Origin of the sequence: Amycolatopsis sp. lyj-84 (genome assembly GCF_046549075.1) — a bacterium.
Classification (GTDB): domain Bacteria; phylum Actinomycetota; class Actinomycetes; order Mycobacteriales; family Pseudonocardiaceae; genus Amycolatopsis.
This window is the reverse complement of record NZ_JAJPWO010000001.1, coordinates 1-18,416: the sequence shown is the minus strand read 5'-3', so window position 1 is coordinate 18,416 and position 18,416 is coordinate 1. Positions and strand designations below refer to the sequence as shown.

16 protein-coding genes are annotated in these 18,416 nt (G+C 68.5%); 6 read left to right on the top strand and 10 right to left on the bottom strand.

Going from position 1 to position 18,416, the window contains the following annotated elements:
• Positions 1 to 84 precede the first annotated feature (84 nt).
• Genes ACLJRM_RS00080 through icmF form a run of 3 tightly spaced genes read right to left on the bottom strand, consistent with a single transcriptional unit; the run spans position 85 to position 5,195 of the window.
• Positions 85 to 1,074, bottom strand: coding sequence for a TIGR03557 family F420-dependent LLM class oxidoreductase (locus ACLJRM_RS00080; RefSeq protein WP_101606496.1), 990 nt, complete (start codon positions 1,072 to 1,074; stop codon positions 85 to 87).
• Positions 1,071 to 1,916: an LLM class F420-dependent oxidoreductase gene (locus ACLJRM_RS00075; protein ID WP_101606495.1), complete on the bottom strand. Its 846-nt coding sequence runs from the start codon at positions 1,914 to 1,916 to the stop codon at positions 1,071 to 1,073. The genes ACLJRM_RS00080 and ACLJRM_RS00075 overlap by 4 nt, the downstream gene beginning before the upstream one ends.
• Positions 1,917 to 1,958: 42 nt before the next feature.
• Positions 1,959 to 5,195 (bottom strand): fused isobutyryl-CoA mutase/GTPase IcmF, encoded by a 3,237-nt coding sequence (gene icmF / locus ACLJRM_RS00070; RefSeq protein ID WP_101606494.1) that lies wholly within the window; start codon positions 5,193 to 5,195, stop codon positions 1,959 to 1,961.
• Positions 5,196 to 5,330: 135 nt separating this feature from the next.
• On the opposite strand from icmF, the gene ACLJRM_RS00065 reads away from it, so the two are divergent.
• From ACLJRM_RS00065 to ACLJRM_RS00055, 3 genes are all read left to right on the top strand, one after another.
• Complete coding sequence (locus tag ACLJRM_RS00065; protein ID WP_101606493.1) at positions 5,331 to 5,669, top strand: ArsR/SmtB family transcription factor; 339 nt, start codon at positions 5,331 to 5,333, stop codon at positions 5,667 to 5,669.
• Entirely contained in the window at positions 5,662 to 6,321 is a 660-nt protein-coding gene (locus tag ACLJRM_RS00060; protein WP_101606492.1) for a DUF899 domain-containing protein, read from the top strand. Before ACLJRM_RS00065 ends, ACLJRM_RS00060 begins: the two co-directional genes overlap by 8 nt.
• Before the next feature lie 100 nt (positions 6,322 to 6,421).
• Positions 6,422 to 6,979: a dihydrofolate reductase family protein gene (locus ACLJRM_RS00055; protein ID WP_101606491.1), complete on the top strand. Its 558-nt coding sequence runs from the start codon at positions 6,422 to 6,424 to the stop codon at positions 6,977 to 6,979.
• 37 nt (positions 6,980 to 7,016) lie between these two features.
• Here ACLJRM_RS00055 and ACLJRM_RS00050 read toward each other — a convergent pair whose 3' ends face one another.
• The 4 genes from ACLJRM_RS00050 to ACLJRM_RS00035 are packed head-to-tail and all read right to left on the bottom strand — an operon-like array spanning position 7,017 to position 12,243.
• Positions 7,017 to 7,580, bottom strand: coding sequence for a GTP-binding protein (locus ACLJRM_RS00050; RefSeq protein ID WP_101606490.1), 564 nt, complete (start codon positions 7,578 to 7,580; stop codon positions 7,017 to 7,019).
• Between the two features lie 28 nt (positions 7,581 to 7,608).
• On the bottom strand, positions 7,609 to 8,364 hold the full coding sequence (locus tag ACLJRM_RS00045) for a DUF742 domain-containing protein (protein WP_410661853.1): 756 nt from the start codon (positions 8,362 to 8,364) through the stop codon (positions 7,609 to 7,611).
• Positions 8,365 to 8,371: 7 nt separating this feature from the next.
• Positions 8,372 to 8,824, bottom strand: a complete 453-nt coding sequence (locus tag ACLJRM_RS00040; RefSeq protein WP_005166055.1) for a roadblock/LC7 domain-containing protein — start codon at positions 8,822 to 8,824, stop codon at positions 8,372 to 8,374.
• Positions 8,821 to 12,243, bottom strand: coding sequence for a nitrate- and nitrite sensing domain-containing protein (locus ACLJRM_RS00035; RefSeq protein WP_410661852.1), 3,423 nt, complete (start codon positions 12,241 to 12,243; stop codon positions 8,821 to 8,823). The genes ACLJRM_RS00040 and ACLJRM_RS00035 overlap by 4 nt, the downstream gene beginning before the upstream one ends.
• A 972-nt stretch (positions 12,244 to 13,215) precedes the next feature.
• Between ACLJRM_RS00035 and ACLJRM_RS00030 the strand changes: the two genes are divergently transcribed.
• Both ACLJRM_RS00030 and ACLJRM_RS00025 read left to right on the top strand, forming a co-directional pair.
• Entirely contained in the window at positions 13,216 to 13,641 is a 426-nt protein-coding gene (locus ACLJRM_RS00030; RefSeq protein ID WP_101606488.1) for a DUF485 domain-containing protein, read from the top strand.
• Positions 13,638 to 15,212, top strand: a complete 1,575-nt coding sequence (locus tag ACLJRM_RS00025) for a cation acetate symporter (protein ID WP_101606487.1) — start codon at positions 13,638 to 13,640, stop codon at positions 15,210 to 15,212. Before ACLJRM_RS00030 ends, ACLJRM_RS00025 begins: the two co-directional genes overlap by 4 nt.
• A gap of 64 nt (positions 15,213 to 15,276) precedes the next feature.
• Here ACLJRM_RS00025 and ACLJRM_RS00020 read toward each other — a convergent pair whose 3' ends face one another.
• Positions 15,277 to 15,858, bottom strand: coding sequence for a TetR/AcrR family transcriptional regulator (locus ACLJRM_RS00020; RefSeq protein WP_101613048.1), 582 nt, complete (start codon positions 15,856 to 15,858; stop codon positions 15,277 to 15,279).
• A gap of 137 nt (positions 15,859 to 15,995) precedes the next feature.
• On the opposite strand from ACLJRM_RS00020, the gene ACLJRM_RS00015 reads away from it, so the two are divergent.
• Positions 15,996 to 17,417, top strand: coding sequence for an MFS transporter (locus ACLJRM_RS00015; protein WP_410661851.1), 1,422 nt, complete (start codon positions 15,996 to 15,998; stop codon positions 17,415 to 17,417).
• Here the strand turns inward: ACLJRM_RS00015 and ACLJRM_RS00010 are convergent.
• Positions 17,414 to 17,767: a DUF3817 domain-containing protein gene (locus ACLJRM_RS00010; protein WP_410602172.1), complete on the bottom strand. Its 354-nt coding sequence runs from the start codon at positions 17,765 to 17,767 to the stop codon at positions 17,414 to 17,416. The two genes, ACLJRM_RS00015 and ACLJRM_RS00010, sit on opposite strands and share 4 nt — an antisense overlap.
• Positions 17,768 to 17,790: 23 nt before the next feature.
• On the bottom strand, positions 17,791 to 18,159 hold the full coding sequence (locus ACLJRM_RS00005; protein ID WP_168214266.1) for a hypothetical protein: 369 nt from the start codon (positions 18,157 to 18,159) through the stop codon (positions 17,791 to 17,793).
• Positions 18,160 to 18,416: the final 257 nt, after the last annotated feature.

Below are 18,416 nucleotides of genomic sequence, written 5' to 3'. Positions count from 1 at the left end.
TCCGCCCCTCCCGTCGTGCTATGAAAGGCCCGTTACTTGCAAAATTTGCAAGTAACGGGCCTTTCATAGCGCGCGCTGGAGGGGTCAGGCGGTGAGCTTCGGCAGCACGTCCCGCCCGAAGGTCTCGATGAACGCGTCCTGGTTCCGCCCCACGTTGTGCACGTAGATCCGGTTGAAGCCGGCATCGACGTACTTCTGCAGCGCGGCACGGTGCACGTCCGGGTCGGACGAGACGACCATGCGGCCCTCGAAGTCCTCGCGCCGCACCAGTTTCGCCATCTGCGCGAAGTCGAACGGCGAGCGGATGTCGGCCTTCGGGAACTTCATGCCGCCGTTGGGCCACTGGTCCATCGCGTTGGCCCACGCCGTCTCGTCGTCCTCGGCCCACGACAGGTGCACCTGCAGCAGCTTCGGCATCGTGTCCGGGTCCTTGCCCGCCTTGCGCGCGCCGGTCCCGAAGTTGTCGAGGATCCCCGCCAGCTTCTCGATCGACGCGCCCGGCGTGATCAGCCCGTCCGCGAGCTCGCCGGTCTTGCGCGAGGTGTACGGGCCCGCCGACGCGATGTAGATCGGCGGCGGCTCGTCCGGCAGCGTCCACAGCCGGGTGGTGTGCAGTTTGAAGAACTCGCCGCTGTGCTTGACGTCCTTGCCGGTGAACAGCTTCCGGATGACCTCGAGCGCCTCGAACATCCGTCGCACCCGCTCGGGCGCTTCGGGCCAGTAGCCGCCGATGATGTGCTCGTTGAGCGCCTCGCCGGAGCCGATGCCGAGCCAGGTCCGGCCGGGGTAGGTCGCTTCCAGCGTCGCCGCGGCCTGCGCGACCATCGACGGGTGCAGCCGGAACGACGGGCAGGTCACGCCCGGCCCGAGATCGCCGGTGGTGTTCTCGGCCAGCGACGCGAGCACGCTCCACACAAAGGAAGCTTCACCCTGTTGAGGGACCCACGGCTGGAAGTGGTCGGCGGCCATCTGGCCGGAGAATCCGTGCTGTTCGCCGAGCGCGGCCAGCCGGATCGACTCGCGCGGCGAGAACTGCTCGAGTGCCGCGGCCAAGCCGATTTGAACCTCAGTCACGCCTGCTGCCCCTTTCGAAAGCTTTCGGCGACCTTCGCGTACTGGTCGAGTCGCTCCAGTGTCGCCGCTTCGGGCTCGGTCGGCAGGAAGAGCGTGGCCTCGTCGACGCCGCCGTCGGCCAGCTTGCCCAGCGCGTCCTCCTCCGGGGTGGCGCCGAAGGCCGAGAACTTGATGTCACTCCGGCCCTGGTCCGCCAGCCACTGGCGCGCCCGGCGGAGCTCCTCGGGCGGGGTGTGGGCGTGGGGCAGCCAGCCGTCGCCGTACTTGGCGATCCGCTCCATCGCCTTCTCCCCGGCGCCGCCGATGTAGATCGGCGGATGCGGCTTCTGCACCGGCTTGGGCCACGCGAAGATCGGGTCGAAGTCGATGTACTTGCCGTGGAACTCGGCCTCGTCCTTGGTCCAGATCTCCTTCAAGGCGGCGAGCTGCTCGTCGACGAGCACGCCCCGCGTCCGCGGATCCGTGCCGTGATTGCGCATTTCCTCCCGGTTCCACCCGACGCCGACACCGAAGAGGAACCGGCCTCGCGAAACCAGGTCCAGCGAAGCGACCTCCTTCGCCGTGTGGATGACGTCGCGCTGCTGCAGCAACGCGACACCCGTGCCCAGTTTCAGCGTCGAGGTGGCACCGGCCGCCGCGGTCAGCGCGACGAACGGGTCCAAGGTCCGGTAGTACACGCGCGGCAGGTCGCCACCGCCCGGGTACGGCGTTTCCCGGCTGACCGGGATGTGCGAATGCTCCGCGATGTGCAGCGAGCTGAACCCGCGCTCTTCCGCGGCGGCTGCGAGGACGTCCGGCCTGATGCCTTCATCGGTGATGAAGGTGGCGATTCCGATCTCCATGTTCTGCAACTACCCGAACACGCCCCGCTGTATTCCCGCGCCCTAGACGTTGCGGCGGTACTGCCCCCCGACCTCGAAGAACGCCTCGGTGATCTGGCCGAGCGAGCACACCCGGGCCGCGTCCATCAGCACGCCGAACAGGTTGCCGCCGCGGGTCGCCGCCTCGCGCAGCGTCTTGAGCGCGACCTGCGCCTCGGCGTGGTGCCGGTGCTGGAAGTCCTCCAGCCGGTGCAGCTGCGACACCTTTTCGTCCTCGGTCGCCCGCGCCAGCTCGACCTCGACGTCGTTCTCGCCGCCGTGCGGGTTGCGGAAGGTGTTGACGCCGATGATCGGCAGCGTGCCGTCATGCTTCTGGCGTTCGTAGAGGATCGACTCGTCCTGGATCTTGCCGCGCTGGTAGCCGGTCTCCATCGCGCCCAGCACGCCGCCGCGCTCGGAGATCCGGTCGAACTCCAGCAGGACGGCCTCTTCGACCAGCTCGGTCAGCTCGTCGATGATGAACGAGCCCTGCAGCGGGTTCTCGTTCTTCGACAGGCCCCATTCCTTGTTGATGATCATCTGGATGGCCATCGCGCGCCGCACCGAACTCTCCGACGGCGTCGTGATCGCCTCGTCGAAAGCGTTGGTGTGCAAGGAGTTCGCGTTGTCGTACAGCGCGCACAGCGCCTGCAGCGTGGTCCGGATGTCGTTGAAGCTCATCTCCTGCGCGTGCAGCGACCGGCCGGAGGTCTGCACGTGGTACTTGAGCTTCTGCGAGCGCTCGTTGGCGCCGTAGCGCTCCCGCATCGCCACCGCCCAGATCCGGCGGGCGACCCGGCCCAGCACCGAGTACTCGGCGTCCATGCCGTTGGAGAAGAAGAACGACAGGTTCGGCGCGAAGTCGTCGATGCTCATCCCGCGCGCGAGGTAGCTCTCGACGTAGGTGAAACCGTTCGACAGGGTGAACGCCAGCTGCGAGATCGGGTTCGCCCCGGCTTCGGCGATGTGATAGCCGGAGATCGACACCGAGTAGAAGTTCCGGACGCCGTGGTCGATGAACCATTCCTGGATGTCGGCCATCATCCGCAGGCTGAACTCGGTGGAGAAGATGCAGGTGTTCTGCCCCTGGTCCTCCTTGAGGATGTCCGCCTGCACGGTGCCGCGGACGTTGCGCAGCGCCCATTCGCGCAGTTCGGCGGCCTCGGTTTCGGACGGCTCGCGGCCGTGCTCGGCCTTGAACGCCTCGACCCGCTGGTCGATCGCGGTGTTGAGGAAGAACGCGAGGATCGTCGGCGCCGGGCCGTTGATCGTCATCGACACCGACGTGCTCGGCGACGTCAGGTCGAAGCCGTCGTAGAGCACCTCCATGTCCTCGAGCGTCGCGATGGAGACGCCGGACGTGCCGACCTTGCCGTAGATGTCGGGGCGGGTGTGCGGGTCGTGCCCGTAGAGCGTGACGGAGTCGAAGGCGGTCGAAAGGCGCTTCGCGTCGGAGTCTGCCGAGAGCAGCTTGAACCGCTTGTTGGTGCGGAAGGGGTCGCCTTCGCCGGCGAACATCCGCGCCGGGTCCTCGCCCTCGCGCTTGAACGGGAAAACGCCCGCGGTGTAAGGGAAGTATCCGGGCAGGTGCTCGCGGCGCAGGAACGACAGCAGCTCGCCGGACTCGGTGTAGCGCGGCAGCGCCACGCGCGGGATCCGGTTGCCGGACAGCGTCTCGCGCCAGAGCTGGGTGTGCAGTTCCTTGTCGCGGATCTTCACGACCAGTTCGTCGGCGCGGTAGGACTCGGCGAGCTCGCCGAAGCGCGCCAGCAGATTCGTCGACTCACCGTCCACATCGGACTCGGCGGCGGCGAGCAGGCCGTCGAGCGCGTCGGTGCTCGCGTCGACCTCGGCCAGCGCTTCTTTGGCGACGGCGAGGTGCTCGCGTTTGCGGAGCGCGGCGACCTGCTGCTCGGTCTTGGTGTGATAGCCGCGGACGGTGTCGGAGATCTCCGCGAGGTAGCGCGTCCGGTTGGCCGGGATGATCGTGCTGGCGTCGGTGGACACCTTGCCCGCCACCTTCGGGAGCACACCGGGCGAGACGGTCAGGCCGCGCTCGGCGAGCGTGTCGCGCAAGTGCTGGTAGAGCGCGGTGACACCGTCGTCGTTGAATTTGGCGGCGCTGGTGCCATAGACCGGCATGTCCTCGGGCGAGGAGCTGAACGCCTCACGGTTGCGGACGAGCTGGCGAGCGACGTCACGGCGGGCGTCTTCGGCGCCGCGGCGCTCGAACTTGTTGATCGCCACCGCGTCGGCGAAGTCGAGCATGTCGATCTTCTCCAGCTGCGACGCGGCGCCGAACTCCGGCGTCATGACGTACAACGACTGGTCCACGTAGTCGACGATGCCGGCGTCACCCTGGCCGATACCCGGGGTCTCGACGATCACGAGGTCGAAGCCCGCGGCCTTGCAGGCGAGGATCGACTCCGAAAGCCCGGTGGGGATCTCGCCGCTGGTGGTCCGCGTGGCCAGCGAACGGAAGTAGACGGGGCTGCCGTCGAGACAGTTCATCCGGATCCGGTCGCCGAGCAGCGCTCCCCCGCCCTTGCGGCGCGACGGGTCGACGGCGAGCACGGCGATGCGGAGCTTGTCCTCCTGGTCGAGCCGGAACCGCCGGATCAGCTCGTCGGTGAGCGACGACTTGCCGGAACCACCCGTTCCGGTGATGCCCAGCACCGGCGTCGTCCGCGCCTTGGCGGACTCGGCGATCTTGTCGAGCCACTCCCGCGGCAGGGTTTCACGCTGGAGCTGGGTGATGACGCGGGACAGCGCCGGGATGTCACCCGAAAGCAGTTTGTCCAGCGAACCGGGCGACTCCGCGGAGAGATCGGTGTCGCAGGCCTTGATCATCAGGTTGATCATGCCCGGGAGGCCCATCTCGTAGCCGTCCTCGGGCGAGAAGATCCGGGCGACGCCCCGCGAGTGCAGCAGGTCGATCTCCTCGCGGACGATGACACCGCCCCCGCCGCCGAACACCTTGATGTGCCCGGCGCCGCGTTCGTTCAGCAGCTCGACCAGGTAGCTGAAGTACTCGACGTGCCCGCCCTGGTAGGCGCTGATGGCCACACCCTGGACGTCCTCGGCGATGGCCGCGGTGGCGACCTCGTCGACCGACCGGTTGTGCCCGAGGTGCACGACCTCCGCACCTTGCGACTGCAGGATGCGCCGCATGATGTTGATGGACGCGTCGTGCCCGTCGAAGAGGCTCGACGCCGTCACGAAGCGAACGGGGTTCACGGGCCGGTGCAGGTCGCTGCTCATCTCTCCAAAATACTTGGACTTCCGACTATTTTAAACCCATCCACTCGCGTGACGGCGCTCTCACTCGTCCTTGACAGATCAACTCTTACCAGTATATTCAACCAAAAGGTTAAACAACCGATTGATTGAGCAGAGATGACCACTGATCAGCTCAGCGCCACGTTCGCCGCCCTGGCGGACCCCACCCGCCGGGCGATCCTCGCCCGGCTCTCCACCGGCGAGGCCAGCGTCAACGAGCTCGCCGAGCCCTTTCCGGTCAGCCTCCAGGCCATCTCCAAGCATCTGAAGGTCCTCGAGCGCGCGGGCTTGATCAGCCGGAGCCGGACGGCGCAATGGCGGCCCTGCCGGCTGGAGGCCGCCCCGCTCGGCGACATCGCCGACTGGGTCGAGCGGTACCGGCGGTTCTGGGACGGCGGCTTCGACAGGCTGGAAAGTCATCTGGCCGAACTACAGAAGGGCGATCGCGATGACTGAGACCACGGCACTGCCGGAAATCGTCTCGCAGGACGAATGGCAGAGCGCGCGAGAAGCGTTGCTGGCCAAGGAAAAAGAGCTCACCCGCGCCGCGGACGCGGTCGCCGCCGAACGACGGCGGCTGCCGATGGTCCGCTTCGACGGCGGCCACGAGTTCGAAGGACCGCAGGGCCGGGTGACGCTGCTGGACCTGTTCGAGGGACGACGTCAGCTGATCGTCTACCACTTCATGCTCGCTCCCGGGCAGAAGGCGGGCTGCCCGGGCTGCTCGATGGTCGTGGACAACATCGGTCACCTCGCCCACCTGCACGCCCGGGACACGACACTGTCCGTGGTCGCGCCCGCGACACTGCCCGAGATCGAGCGGTACAAGGAGCGGATGGGCTGGACCGTCCCGTGGGTCTCGACCGGCGGCGACTTCAACGCGGCCTGCGACGTCGGCGCCGGGTTCGGGATCAGCGTCTTCCTGCGCGACGGCGACGAGGTGTTCCGGACCTACTTCACCACCGATCGCGGCGGCGACCAGCTGGTGGGGACGCTGCGATACCTGGATCTGACGCCGTTCGGGCGGCAGGAGGCCTGGGAGGAGTCCGGCCGCGGGACGGACGGGCCGGGGCACTGGTGGAAGCTGCACGACGAATACCGCGTTTAGTCCTCTGGACGCGGGCCGGGCATGTCGAGAACCCCGCGACCGCTCCGACCCCTGGGTGACCGGCGCCCGGAGGGCGGGCGCCACACCGGAGGGAAACGCCATGCGCGAGCTCGTCTACTTCGTCCACACCTCGCTCGACGGCCACATCGAGGGCCCGGACGGCGAGTTCGACTGGCCTTCGATGGGCCCTGAACTGTCCGAGCATTCCCAGGAACTGGTCGACCGGGCCGACACCTTCGTCTACGGGCGCCGGGTCTGGGACATGATGTCGTCGTACTGGCCGCGGGCCGAGGCGATCTCGGACCACCCGCACGACCTTCGCTTCGCCCCGATCTGGCGGAAGACGCCGAAGATCGTCTTCTCGCGGACGCTGGAGAAAGCGGACTGGAACACCGAAGTCCTCGGTGGCGACCTCACCGAACGCGTGGCCGAGCTCAAGAGCAGGCCCGGCAAGGACCTGCTGCTCACGGGCGGGACCGAACTGGCCACCGCGTTCGCCGACCGAGGCCTGGTCGACGAGATCCACGTCGTCGTGCACCCCGTGGTGCTGGGCGGCGGCAAGCAGCTGTTCCCGGGCGGCGTCCGGACCGATCTGCGGCTGACCGGCACGCGCACGTTCGACGGACGTGCGGTACTGCTGACCTACCGGGTGAAGTGAAACCGGGGCGGCAGCCCCTACGCTGCCGCCGTCAGGATCACCTCGAGTTGCTCGCGCGCAACGCGATCCACTGCCGCATCGCGTACTCGACCAGCGTGATCAGCGTCTGCTTCGTCGACTCCCGCTCCCGCGCGTCACACCGGACGATCGGGATGTTGGGGTCGATCGACAGCGCTTCACGCACGTCGTTGATGTCGTGCTCGAGGACGCCGTCGAAGGTGTTGACCCCGACGATGTAGGGCAGGCCCCGGTCCTCGAAGAAGTCGATCGGCGCGAACGAATCGGCCAGCCGTCGCGTGTCGGCCAGCACCACGGCACCGATCGCGCCGCGCACGAGGTCGTCCCACATGAACCAGAACCGCTGCTGCCCGGGCGTGCCGAACAGGTAGAGGATCAGGTCCGCGTCGAGGGAGACCCGGCCGAAGTCCATCGCGACCGTGGTGGTCGACTTGTTGGGAGTCTGGTCGAGGTTGTCGATCCCCCGACTGGCGTCGGTCATCATCGCCTCGGTGGTGAGCGGGACGATCTCCGACACCGAACCGACGAAGGTCGTCTTGCCCGCACCGAAGCCACCCGCCACGACGATCTTCGCGGATGTCATGGTCGGGGGCGCGGTTTCCCGCGGTGCCTTAAAGCCGACGGAGTCCACTCAAAACCCTTTCCATCAACACCAGATGTGCCTCGGCGCCGTCATTGCCCGTAATCGTCTTGTGCACGCTGACCAGTCCCGCGTCCGCCGCGTCACTGATCAGCACGCGTGCCACACCCAGCGGTACGCGCAGGGTCGCCGCGATCTCGGCGACCGAACGCGGGGTCCGGCACTCCTCGATGATCGAAATGCACTCGATCTGCCCCACGGCCACCGAGGGGAGGCTACCCGCGGCGACATGGTCCTTGGTGGAGATGAGGGTCTCCAGCTCGAGAGCGTAGTTCGCCTTGGTCCGGCCGCCGGTGAGGGCATAGGGACGGACGATCGCCGTCTCCTCGAACGGTGAGTGCGCCTGCTCGAACACGGCGGGCATGATGAACTCGCCACTCGGCGGGCCCGGGTCGAACAGACCACCTGGTCTCGGCCCAACGGCGTCAGCGCCGCTGTTGGGTGGAGAAGCAAGTGAGGTCACGCGGTCTCCTTGATCGGTCGGCTGCGGGACTGCCGATTCCCCGGCGGCGTGTGCTCCGCCCACCCGGGAAACAGAGGCGTCTTCGGACTGCTTGCTCTTCTTGCGCTTCCGACGACCACGGCCCGAATCCAGGGTGAAGCCGTTCAGGACATCGGCGAAGGTACCGTCGTCCCTTGAACCGGCAGCATTGGCAGCCCCCGCGCGCGGTGGCTGGTGTTCACCCGTCCCCGGCGGTTCGCCGAAGGATCCGGACCCGGTGCTCATCGAGACATCATCCCACCGGTTCGCCGATCAGCGACCCACCGGCGCCCTGCAATTGTGCGCGAAGTTCCGGCGTGAGGATCTGGCCGACGCGGTCGACGAGCATCGTCATCTCGTAGGCGACCTGCCCGATGTCGCAGTTCGGGGCGGCGAGGATGGCCAGGCAGGAACCGTCGCTGATGGACATCAGCACCATGATGCCGAGCTCCATCTCGACGACGGTCTCGTTGACAGCGCCCGCCTCGAAGCACCTCGCGGCACCCTGGGTCAGGCTCACCAGGCCGGACGCGACAGCGGCCAGCTGGTCTGCCCGGTCCAGCGGGAGACGGCTCGACGCGGTGAGCAGGAGGCCGTCCGCCGACACGACCACGGCGTGCGCCACTCCGGGTACCCGCTCGGCGAAATCGTTCACCAGCCACCCGAACTGGTTCTGCTGGGGCTGGGCCGGGTTCGGCGAGGTCATTCACCCTCCAGGGTTTCGTGGTTGCCTTCGGTCGCCTGGGCTGTGTGGTGCCGTCCGCGCTGGATGCCCTGCTGGAAACTGCTCAGACGACCGCGCACGTCGTGCGCGTCTCGCTGTGGTCGGGGGGTGACCGCCCCGGCGGGCGGTCCCGCGCTGCCCGGAAGCAGTTGCTCCCCGCGACGGCGCCGGGGTAATCCTGCCGAAGTCATCTTCGAGGGCACGGACTGGGACACCGCTTGGGCCGCTTTCCAGCCCTCGTCGGAGCCGAAGTTCCACGCGTCGGTCTTCTCGACGGCGCTGACCGGTTCCGGTTCCGGCGCCGCTGCCTGCGGTTTCTTCTCGGGTTTGCGGCTCGGCAGCGCGGCGGGCGAGGTCGCCGGACGCGCGGCCGTCTCCGGCGCCGCCTTCGCGGGCCCGGGTGCCGCCGGCGGCTCCGGCGTCTCTTCCGGCTGGGTCGCGGGGAGCTGCGTGGTGGCGGGCGCGGCCTTGTCCGCCGCCTCCTTGCGACCTCGTTTGACACCCTGTTGGAAGCTGCTCAGCCTGCCGCGCACGTTCACCGGATCGCGGACCGGCAGCTCCGTACCGGTGGCGGGCTCGGCGGGCGGGACCGACGACGTCGCGCTGCCCGGAAGGAGCTGCTCGCCCTTGCGGCGGCGCGGCAGCCCGGCCTGGGTGAACGTCGACGGCGCGGTCTGCGAGACCTCCTGGACCGTGCGGAACGCCTTGTCGCTGGCGAAGTCCCAGTTGCGGGCCTCCTGCTCGGCGGTCGGACCGGCTTCGGCGGCGGGCTCGGCCGCCTTCTGCTCTTCGGGCTCCTTCTTCCCCGGCTTCTCCTTCTTGGCCACGGGTTCGGCCGCGGGCTTTTCCGGAGCGGGGGCGGGCGAACGGAACCACGCCGAGAGCATCTCGTCGAAGATCGGCGTCGTCTCCGACGCGGTGGGCAGCGGGGCGACGGCCGGGGGTGGCGTGGCCGCCTGGTTCCACCACTCGCTCAGTGTGGTGCTGTTCTTGGCCTCGAACAGTTCCTTGCCGCTGGGCAGTTCGCCTTCGAGCGACGCCGATGTGGGCTCGGCGGGCTCGGCGGGCTCGGCGGGCTCGGCCGGCCCGGCTGGCTGCTCCGCCTCCGTCGCGACCGGCTCGGGAGCGGGCTGCGGCGCGGGCGGGGTCGCCGTCTGGTCCTTGGGGATCGGGCTGAACAGCGCCGTTCCCGAGATCTCGACATCCGACGGCGGCCGCGGGTCCTGGGTGTGGGTGTGCCCGTTCACCCCGGACTTGGTGTGACCGGCCAGATCGTTCGCGGACGGCCACCGCTCGCCGCCCTGCGAGGGCACGCTCGGCATTCCCGGCCGTGACCCGTTCGCGGGACGCTGGCGGCGGGGCAGGCCGCCCGGCTGCTGCGGCGGCACCGGCGCGAGGCGCTGGGTGATCGGGCCGGTCGCGGGGCCGGGGTCCCCGGGCGGGGCCATCACGAGATCCGCCGGGACCGACACGGTGGCGCGCACGCCCACGATGTCCTTGCCGCCGTGGAGCGAGACGGCGATGCGGTGCCTGCTGGCCAGCCGTCCGACCACGAACAGGCCCATCCGGCGCGAGGTGGCGAGGTCGACGTTGGGGGCCTCGGTGAGCCGGGCGTTGGCCTCGGCGACCTCGGCCTCGTTCATCCCGATGCCCTTGTCGAGGATGTCGATGCCGAACGAGCCGTCTTCGACGAGCCTGGTCGCGATGGTCACCTGGGTTTCCGGCGCGGAGAACGCGGTGGCGTTGTCCAGCAGTTCGGCGATCAGGCGCATCAGGTCGTTGGCCGCGTACCCGACCAGCCGGACCGGCGGCGGGTTCTGCACGGTGACCCGCTGGTACTGCTCGATCTCGGAGACCGCCGCGCGCACCACGTCGGTGGCGGAGACCGGCTGCCCGGACCGCCTGCCCGGCTCGGCGCCGGAGAGGACCATCAGGTTCTCGTTGTTGCGGCGCATGCGGGTGGCGAGGTGGTCCAGCTGGAACAGCGTGGCCAGCTGGTCCGCGTCCTCTTCGTCGCGCTCCAGCCGCTCGATCAGCTGCAGCTGCCGCTGCACGAGGCTCTGGCTGCGGCGGGAGAGGTTGACGAACACGTTGCTGTACCCGGTGCGCATCGAGGCCTGCTCGGTGGCCAGGCGCAGCGCCTGGTGGTGCACCTTGTCGAAGGCCCTGGCGACCTCGCCGATCTCGTCGTCGCCGCCGACCGGCACCGGGTGCACGTCGGTGCCCTGCGAGCGGCCCTCCTGGATGTTGCGGACCGCGTCGGGCAGCTGTTTCTCGGCGACGTCGAGGGCGCTGGCGCGCAGCATCTTCAGCGAGCGCAACAGCTGACGGGTGATGAGGAAGACGACGGCGACGGCGAGCACCATCGCGCCGAACAGCAGGACCGCGAGCAGGCCCGCGCCGCTGCTGGCGTCGTCGACCAGTTCGGCCGTCACCGAACTCGCCTGGGCGCCGAACTTGTTCGCGACCTCACCGGTCTTGGTGATCACCGCGTTCGAAGCGTCGTTCCAGCCCTGCGCGGACAGCGTGCGGAAGGCCTGGGAGGTAGGGGCGCCCTGATCGCCGAGGGCGGTCTTCGCGAGCCTGTCCCGGGTCTCCATCGCGTCGTCGGTGACGGCGGTGCCGAACTCCTGGCGCTGCTGTTCCGAAGCGGCGGCCCGGAAGTCGGTGAAGCGGTCGGCCAGCCGCAGTTCGGCGGTGCGCAGCTGGGCGAGTTCACTCGGCGCGAGACCCGACCGGGCGATGCCGAAGGAGACCAGCGCCTGGCTCAGCGACAGCTGTTCCTTCATCACGGCGAGGTCGTGCACCGCGGCGGGGGTGCCGCCGAGGACGTCTTCGCTGGCGCCCGCGGTCAACGCGGTGTCGAGGGCGAGCAGCGCGGTGGTGACGTCGGTGTACTCGCCGATGGCCTGCACGGGATCGAGCTGTCCGGCGGAGGCCCGCTGACGGATGTCGGCCAGCCTCTCCAGCTGGGCCGCGGCGGTGTCCCGCGCCTGGCGGAGGGACGGCTCGTTCTCGACGGCCCTGGACGCGGCGGCCACGTAAAGAGGAATGGCGGTGTCGACGTCGGCGCGGGCGGAGCCGAGCTCGAGGGTCCCGCCGACGGTGCCCGCGGTCAGCCCCGCGGCGGACTGGGTGCGCTCGCGGCCGAGTCCGTCGGTGAGGGCGCGGATCTGCCCGCTCAACGCGACGAGACGGTCGAGACGCTGGTAGCCGTCGGAACGGCCGACCTGGCCCGCGATGGTGGCGATGCCCAGCGCGAGCGCGATGAGGATCGGCACCAGCGTCACGGCCGACAGCTTCACCGGCAGGCTCCAGTCCCGCCAGCGCACGAGTGCGCGCCAGCCGGTGGCCCACCGCGATGGCCGGGGAGTGCGTCCCAGCAGCTCCCCGACAGGCACTTGGCCTTCTCCTGCAACGGTCACGTAGGTGACTCCCTGTCCGGCGTCCTGGCACGGTCTGAGGCGTCCGTTCCCGCGAGGTGTCCGCCTGCGGAGAACTCGGCCCCGGCCTGACCACGTGATCGATCGCGACATGAGGGACCCCGTCCGGCGATCCGGGTGTCCCCAGGAACACCGGTCCGCTTCGGGAGGTCTTGCACCTGCACGTGCAGGTCGCAACCTGCGAAGTGCACGGTCGTCGAGATCAACTTTTCTTTGCCAATCGATCACTGCGGGTCAGCCGGGCCAAAGAATCGTACACCAATCCGGGTGCCGTCAATTCTGTTCAGCACACGGGTGCTGACCTGGGAAAAGTGTGTATTCGAACGATGTACAAGGCCCGAAATCCGTCTCCGCGTCACAAACGAGGGAATTCCGGTTACAGGTTGCGCCGGTGCATCAGGGGCCCGGGTCACCCGATCAGCCTACGCTGGGTAGCCGCGTCGCCCGGTCGAACTACTTTCCGTGCCCCCATCGGGTGGGTCAAGCCCAAATGTTTGCCCGATGTTGTGGCCTTGCCGATCCGGCCGATTCCTTGTCGCCCGACATGGTGATTTCTTTCAGGATGATCGTCGAACCAGGGGATCTTCCCCGATCCGCGATGGCGGGCACAGTATCGAAGCCCGCTTCGCGCCGGAAGTGAAACTACGATCTGTCACCAAAACGAGGGACACAGCGTGGCCGTCTTCCCCGTTTGCCGCAGTGGGCCGTTCGGGCGACGACCGCGCGTGACAATCCGCCTCACTATTACGAGTGATAAAGCCGGTTCATTCCGGCCGAAACGAATTCCCGGGACAACTATTCCGAGGGGAAAACGAATACCGGGTCGCACGCATCCGGAAGCGGGGTCGCCTATTCAGAGCGCCGGAAGCCGAAGTTAGTATGTGCGCTCCGCACCGCGCCCGGATGCCAGCAAGCCCCCGGAGGAACCCCATGCCCGACGTCGCGCGCCCGTTCGCGGCGAGCAACGCCCTCGAGGACACCGGGCAGATGCCCGCGCTGTTCGTCCGCGAGCGCCAGCAGCCCGCTCCCCCGCCGCCGCGCAGCACCGGCCCCGACTTCGACCGGATCCAGCACGGCAAGGAGTTCGTCGCGCTGCGCAAGACCTTCCGGCGGTTCGTGTTCCCGATGAGCCTGCTGTTCTTCACCTGGTACATGACGTTCGTGCTGCTGGCGGCCTACGCGCACGACTTCATGAGCCGGAAGGTGTGGGGCGAGGTCAACGTCGGCATGCTGCTCGGGCTCGGCCAGTTCGCCAGCACGATCCTGATCACGATCGGCTACCTGAAGTTCGCCGACAAGCGGCTCGACCCCAAGGTCGCACAGCTTCGGGCCTCGGTCGGGGCGGAGGAACAATGAGCATCCCCGACAACGACCCGGTCCTGAACATCGCGGTGTTCGCGCTGTTCGTCGCGATCACCCTGTACGTGGTGTACCGCGTCAGCACCCGCAACTCGTCCACTTCGGACTACTACGCGGCGGGCAGCGCCTTCACCGGGCGGCAGAACGGCATCGCGCTTTCGGGTGACTTCCTCTCGGCGGCGTCGTTCCTGGGTATCGCCGGGGCGATCGCGATCCACGGTTACGACGGCTTCCTGTACTCGATCGGGTTCCTCGTCGCCTGGATGGTCGACCTGCTGCTGATCGCGGAACTGCTGCGCAACACCGGCCGCTTCACCATGGGCGACGTGCTGAGCTTCCGGATGAAGCAGCGCCCGGTCCGCGCCGCGGCCGCGACGTCGACGCTGGTGATCTCCTTCTTCTACATGCTCGCGCAGATGGCGGGCGCCGGCGGGCTGGTGGCGTTGCTGCTGGACATCCACGGCGGCATCGGCCAGGCACTGGTGATCGGCGTCGTCGGCGTCGTCATGGTGCTGTACGTGCTGGTCGGCGGGATGAAGGGCACCACGTGGGTGCAGATCATCAAGGCGACCATCCTGCTGCTGACCGGTGCGCTGATCACCGTGTTCCTGTTCGGCAAGTTCGGTTTCAGCTTCTCGAACCTGCTCTCGGCCGCCGCCGACCGGAGCCCGCTCGGCGACGAACTGCTGGAGCCGGGCGGCTCGTACGGCAAGAGCGAGGTCACGAAACTCGACTTCGTCTCGCTGGCGCTCGCGCTGGTCCTCGGCGCCGCCGCGCTCCCGCACGTGCTGATGCGCTTCTACACGGTGCCGAACTCGCGCGAGGCGCGGCGCTCGGTGGTGTGGGCGACCGCGTGCATGTCCGTGTTCTACCTCTGCACGCTGGTCATCGGCTTCGGCGCCGCGGCGCTGGTCGGCCCGGAGGCGATCAAGAACGCGCCCGGCGGGGAGAACTCGGCGGCGCCGCTGCTCGCGCTGAACATCGGTGGCACCGTCCTGCTCGGCATCGTCTCGGCGGTGGCCTTCGCGACCATCCTCGCGGTCGTCGCCGGGCTGACGATCACCGCGTCGGCCTCCTTCGCCCACGACGTCTACGCCAACATCTTCAAACGCGGCAACGCGGAACCGGCCGCGGAGGTCCGGGTCGCCCGGCTGACCGCGGTCGCCGTCGGGGCGCTCGCGATCGTGGGCGGCATCCTGGCGAACGGGCAGAACATCGCGTTCCTGGTGGCGCTGGCGTTCGCGGTCGCCGCGTCGGCGAACCTCTCGACGCTGCTGTTCTCGCTGTTCTGGAAGCGGTTCAACACCACCGGAACGCTGTGGGGCATCTACGGCGGGCTGATCGCGAGCCTGGTGCTCGTGTTCTTCTCGCCGGTGATGTCCGGGGCGGCGGACTCGATCATCAAGAGCGTCGACTTCCACTGGTTCCCGCTGAAGAACCCGGGTCTGGTGTCGATCCCGTTCTCGTTCCTGTGCGGGATCGTGGGCACCTTCGTCGGCCGGTCGAAGGCCGACCCGGTCAAGCACGCCGAGATGGAGGTGCGGTCCCTCACCGGGATCGGCTCCTGATCTCCTTGCCTCACCGATGCCATGAAAGGCCCGTTACTTGCAAAATTTGCAAGTAACGGGCCTTTCACAGCACGCCGGGAGAGGTCCGCAGGCCGTCCAGCACGATCGCGAGCAGCCGCTGGGTGTCCTCGGGTGACGCCTTGCTCGCGGCCGAACCGACCCCGTGGCCGAGCCGCAGGATGTCGACGCCTCGGACGTCGGGCCGGATCACGCCCTCGTCCTGAGCGGCCTTCACGATCGTGTCGGACGCGCCCCGCAGCCGTGACTGACACCAGGCGAAGACCTCGGAGCCCGCGTCGACGGACGCCTTCAACGTCATCGCCAGCCCGTGTTTCTCGACCACGTAGACGACGTGCGTGGCCAGCCAGGTCTCGAGCGCCTTCCCCGGCGGCAGCTCTTCGAGCAGGTCGTAGGCCTGCTGCGCCAGCCCGTCGATCTCGTCGCGGTAGACGGCCTCGACCAGTTTGTCGCGCGTCGGGAAGTGCCGGTACAACGTGCCCGCGCCGACACCGGCGCGTTTGGCGATGTCGTCGGCGGGCACGTCCACGCCGTCGGCGGTGAACGCCTCCTTCGCCACGGCCACGATGCGCTCGTAGTTGCGCCGGGCGTCCGCGCGCATGGGCCGGTCCGGATCGGCCGTGACCATCTGCACCTCCTCGGGCGACGAAAACGGAGACATTCTCCGAATCCACTTGCGTAAGCGGAGAGTCTCTCCATATCATCGCTCACGACCTCAAGTGGAGAGTCTCTCCGCTTCATCTCGTTACGTCTTTGGAGTATTCCTTGACCGAGCGAACCCTGCGTATCGAGCCTAGGCCCGAGACGGCCGAGGCCCCACCGCCCCCACACCGGCTGGTCCTGCCGATCGTGCTGACCTGCCAGCTCATGCTCATCCTCGACGCGACGGTGATGAACGTCGCGCTCCCCCGGATCCAGACCGACCTCGGTTTCACCGACACCGGCCTGTCCTGGGTGATGACGGCGTACAGCCTCGTCTTCGGCGGCTTGCTGCTGCTCGGCGGGCGCGCGGGCGACCTGTTCGGCCGTCGCCGGATGTTCGTCGTCGGCGCGGCCGTGTTCACCGCCGCCTCCCTGCTCGGCGGCCTCGCCGGCTCGGCGGAGATGCTGATCGCGGCCCGGATCGCCCAGGGTGTCGGCGCCGCGATGGCCGGGCCGAGCACCTTGGCGCTGATCACCAGCACGTTCACCGAGGCCAAGGCCAGGGTGCGCGCACTGGCGCTGTTCTCGGCGATGTCCAGCGGCGGTTTCGCGATCGGCCTGCTGCTCGGCGGGCTGCTGACCGAATGGATCTCGTGGCGGGCGGCGCTGTACATCAACGTCCCGTTCGGGCTCGCGATCGTCCTGCTCACCTCGCGATACGTCGCCGACCCCCCTCGCCGACGGGCACGCCTGGACCTCCCCGGCGCGTTCACCGGCACCTTCGGCGTCGGCTCGCTCGTGTTCGCGTTCACCCACGCCGCGTCGGACGGCTGGGGCGACACCGTCACCCTCGGCAGCCTCGCGGCAGGACTGGCCCTGCTGGCCGCGTTCCTCACGATCGAAACCAGGGTGAGCCAGCCACTCATCCCGCTGCGGCTGTTCGCGGAACGCAACCGGGCCGCGGCCTACGTCAACTTCTTCCTCGGGCCGATGGCCATGATGTCGCTCTTCTTCTTTCTGACCCAGTTCCTGCAGGACATCGCGGGTTTCGCCGCGCTGGAGACCGGCTTCGCCTTCCTGCCGATGGCGGTGTGCATGTTCGGGCTCAGCAGGCTGATCCCGAGGCTGCTCCCCCGGTTCGGCCCGAAACCGCTGGCGCTGACCGGGACGGCGCTGATGACCGGCGGCGTCGTCTGGCTGACCACCCTCACCACCGACAGCGGGTACTTCTCCGACCTGCTCGGCCCGATGCTGCTGATGGGCGTCGGCGCGGGGCTGGCGTTCTCCCCGCTCAGCGTGATCATCATGGCGACCGTGCCCACCGAAGACGCGGGTGCGGCGGGCGGCGTCCTGCAGACGTTGCAGCAGGTCGGGGCGACCCTGGGGCTCGCGACCCTGATCACCGTGTTCGGCTCGGTGACGCGGACCCCGTCCGGGAGCCCGGCGGAGACCACGGTCGACGGGATGACGGCGGCGTTCGCCACCGCCGCCGTGGTGACGGCTTTGTCCTTCGTGGTGGCGCTGACCTTCCGGCGCCGGGCTTAGAGCTTCACGCCCGCCTGGACCTTGTGCGTGACCTTGCGTTCCATCACGAAGGAGAAGAACGGGATGCAGCCGGCGATCAGCACGAGGAGAGTGCCCTTCATCGACCAGCGGGCCTTGATCGCGAGGTCGACCGCGAGCAGCAGGTAGATCAGGTAAAGCCCGCCGTGGACCATGGGGATCATCTTCACGAACTGGGGCAGTTCCACACTGAAGACGTACTGCAGCAGCATCTCGACGACCAGCCCGAGCAGGGCCACACCGGTGGCGTACGCCGCGAAGCGGAACCGGATCAGCGGCCCGCCCAGCGAGACCGAGCGGGCCGGGGCGGCGTCGTCAGTTCGGGTGGTCATAGCGTCTCGAACCTCTCTGGGAACTACTTGTCGCGGGCGTTGAGTTCGCGCAAATACTTGTTGTACGCGGCGAGCTCGTCGTCTTCGGGAGCGGGCGCCGGGGCGGGCCTCCGCCGGGGCGCGGGCACCTCGGGGACGGCGGCCTCGGCCGTCTGCTCCGGAGTGTCGGCTTCCGCGGCTTGGCGGCGGAGTTTGCGGATCCGCCAGAACATGAACGCGGGGAACAGCCCGAACAGCGGCCACTGCAGGACGTAGCCGAGGTTCTGGAACGTCCCGCTGGCCGAGGAGAACCGCTCCCACTGCCACCAGGCGAGCCCGCAGCACAGCGCCAGGCTCACCAGGCAGACGCCGGCGATGCCGAGACGGCGCAGGGCGACGGACGAGGCGGGCACGCATCGACGCTAGCACTGGGCGCGCGGCGAAAGTTCGGCGACCGGGCCGGTCGGGACCTTGGTCCCGGTCGGCCCGCCTGGCCCCGCGGCGTGTCATGAAAGGGGCTTTCAGGACATGTTCGTCCTGAAAGCCCCTTTCATGACATCTTTTCATCCTTGGGTCGAGGCGAGAGGATGCTTCTCGTGACTCGCGGTGGCGGTGGTCGTGAGTGGCGATTCGGGTTCTAACCCGAATCGCCACTCGCGACCCCCTGCGC